General features: G+C 67.2%; 2 protein-coding genes. One reads left to right on the plus strand and one right to left on the minus strand.

Translation table 11 applies throughout. The annotated features are described in order from the left end of the window. The coding region (locus A6M56_RS02205) for an FAD-binding oxidoreductase (protein WP_286757704.1) at positions 1 to 781 on the minus strand (781 nt) is incomplete at its 3' end. Positions 782 to 1,097: 316 nt separating this feature from the next. Between A6M56_RS02205 and A6M56_RS02210 the strand changes: the two genes are divergently transcribed. Continuing rightward, entirely contained in the window at positions 1,098 to 2,633 is a 1,536-nt protein-coding gene (locus tag A6M56_RS02210) for a glucan biosynthesis protein G (RefSeq protein ID WP_286757705.1), read from the plus strand. Positions 2,634 to 2,778: the final 145 nt, after the last annotated feature.

The raw sequence follows: 2,778 nt of genomic DNA on the forward strand, positions 1-2,778 counted from the left end.
ACGGCGGCAGGAACGGCAGCGGCGGCGCCTGGCGCAGCACCGCCCAGACGTTCAAGTCTTCCGGCATGCCGGGAATGAAATCGCGGTAGCGCGTGAGCACTTGTCTGGCCTGGTCGAACGGAAACACGAGCAGGCCGCTGAAGATGTCCGGGCCGACCGGATGCAGCGCGAATTCGAACAGCGTGGCCACGCCGAAATTGCCGCCGCCGCCGCGGATCGCCCAGAACAGGTCAGGCTGCGCATCGGCACTGGTCCGCACGCGCTCGCCGTCGGCGGTGATCAGTTCGGCCGAGATCAGATTGTCCACCGTCAGCCCGTATTTGCGCGTGAGCCAGCCGAAACCGCCGCCCAGGGTGAGGCCGGCCACGCCCGTGGTGGAATTGATGCCGAGCGGCGTAGCCAGCCCGAATTCCTGGGTTTCATGGTCGACGTCGCGCAGCAAGGCGCCCGGCTCGACGAAAACGCGGCGGCGCTCCGGATCGACATGCACGGACTTCATTTGCGACAAGTCGATCACCAGGCCGTCGTCGCACAGCGCATTGCCGGCGATATTGTGGCCGCCGCCGCGCACCGCGAGGCGCAAGCCATGCTCGCGCGCAAACGCGACGCTGCGCCTGACGTCGGCCACCCCGGCGCAGCGCGCAATCAACGCCGGGCGGCGGTCGATCACCGCATTCCAGATCCGGCGCGCCTCCTCGTAGTCCGGCTGTCCGGGCTGCAGCAACTGTCCGCGCAGGCGGGCACGAAAGCCGTCGATCAGTTCGTTTTGCAGATTCGCCATAAGACCCTCCTGATGGGTGATGACAGAGGTCACGGCGCACGCGGCGACGCATGCCCGTTGCCGGGCCGTCATGCATCGACTCGACTGATCGGCCGAATCCGGTACGTGCTCGGCCCTGCTCTCAGCATAGGAATGGCGTCAGCCGGCGCGGCGGGCAGCGATCTGCGCTTTGCGTTCTGTCAAAGAGCGTTGCCGCGTGTCTTGCTGTTGTATTTGGACCAAAACCCGGCGGCTAAGTCGATGCGCGTTGCACGTCCTCAAACCGGCTGCGATACAGGCCGGCAAGATAGATGCATCGGAATACACAATCGCATCGATGTTCTGGACTGCATTCAAACACGCGGCGCCATGCGCGCGCCTGGCATGCCGGGGACTGGCGTTGTGGCTGCCCGCCGCAGCGGCGTGCGCCTTCGGTTTCGACGATGTCGCGGCGCGCGCGAAACAGCTGGCCGCCGCTTCCTATCAGGAACCGCCGAAAAACATTTCCAGGACGCTCGCCAGCCTGAGCTACGACCAGTACCGCGACATCCGCTACCAGCCCGAGCGGGCGTACTGGCGCGGCGCGCGGCTGCCGTTCGAGCTGGCCTTCTTTCACCAGGGACGGGAATTCGACACGCCGGTGCGGGTCCATGAAATCGCCGGCAAGAGCGTGCACGAGATCCGGTTCGACCCGAAAGCCTTTCACTACGGCGCCAACGCGATCACCCAGAAAGACCTGACCGGCCTGAGCTTCGCCGGTTTTCGCGTGCACTATCCGGTCAACACCGCAGCCTACAAGGATGAAGTGCTGGTGTTTCTCGGCGCCAGCTATTTCCGCGCGATCGGCAAGGGGCAGGTGTACGGCCTGTCGGCGCGCGGGCTGGCGATCGATACCGCGCTCCATTCCGGCGAGGAATTCCCGCGCTTCACCGAATTCTGGATCGAACGCCCGCGTCCCGCGGCCAAGACCCTGACGATCTACGCGCTGCTCAATTCGCGCCGCGTCGCCGGCGCCTACCGCTTCGTGCTCAAGCCCGACGGCGAGACGGCCATGGACGTGAAGGCCCGCCTGTACCTGCGCGAGAACGTCGCCAAGCTCGGCATCGCGCCGCTGACCAGCATGTATTTCTTCGGCGAGAACCAGCGCGCGCAGGTCGAGGACTACCGGCCGGAAGTGCACGACTCGGACGGCCTGTCGATCCAGTCCGGGACCGGCGAATGGATCTGGCGCCCGCTGGTCAACCCGCGCCGCCTCCTGGTGACGTCGTTCGCGCTCGACAATCCGCTCGGCTTCGGGCTGATGCAGCGCGACCGCCGCTTCGCCAGCTATGAAGACCTGGAGGCGCGCTACGAGTCGCGGCCCAGCGCCTGGGTCGAGCCCAAGGGCAACTGGGGGCCGGGCCGGGTGGAGCTGGTCCAGATTCCGACGCCCGACGAAACCAACGACAACATCGTCGCCTTCTGGGTCCCCGACAAGCCGCCGCAGCCGGGGCAGCCCTACGACATCGAATACCGGCTGCTGTGGCAGAAGGATGCCGACCGCCGCCCGCCGCTGTCGTGGGTGACGCAGACGCGGCGCGGCCACGGCTGGGTGCGCAAGGCCGACGGCAGCATCGCGCTGTCGGTCGATTTCGAGGGGCCGGCGCTGAAAAAGCTCGCCGCCGGCGAGAAGGTCGAAGCGGTGGTGAGCGCCGACGCCAACGCCAGGCTGCTCGAAGTGAATGCCTACCGCAACGCCGCCAGCGACGGCTGGCGCATGACGGCGCGCCTGGCGCGCAACGACGACAAGAAGCCGGTCGAACTGCGCGCCTATCTGCGAAGTGCCAACCACACCCTGTCCGAAACGTGGAGCTACATCTTGCCCCCCGAATAAGGCGGGAGGCGGCCGAAGCGCACGCCGACACGGCGGCGCTGTGCGAGCGTTACCTGGCCCGGCTGCCGCTCTCGCCCGCTGAACGCAGCGAACTCGTCGCGCGCGTGGCGCAAGCCGCGCCGCGCGCCGGCTTCGCCGCGCTGCA

Origin of the sequence: Ralstonia sp. RL (assembly GCF_001683835.1) — a bacterium.
GTDB lineage: Bacteria > Pseudomonadota > Gammaproteobacteria > Burkholderiales > Burkholderiaceae > Ralstonia > Ralstonia mannitolilytica.

Coding starts and splice junctions, on each gene's coding strand:
- A6M56_RS02210 (WP_286757705.1), top strand. CDS start 1,098: ATGTTCTGGACTGCATTCAAACACGCGGCGCCATGCGCGCGCCTGGCA.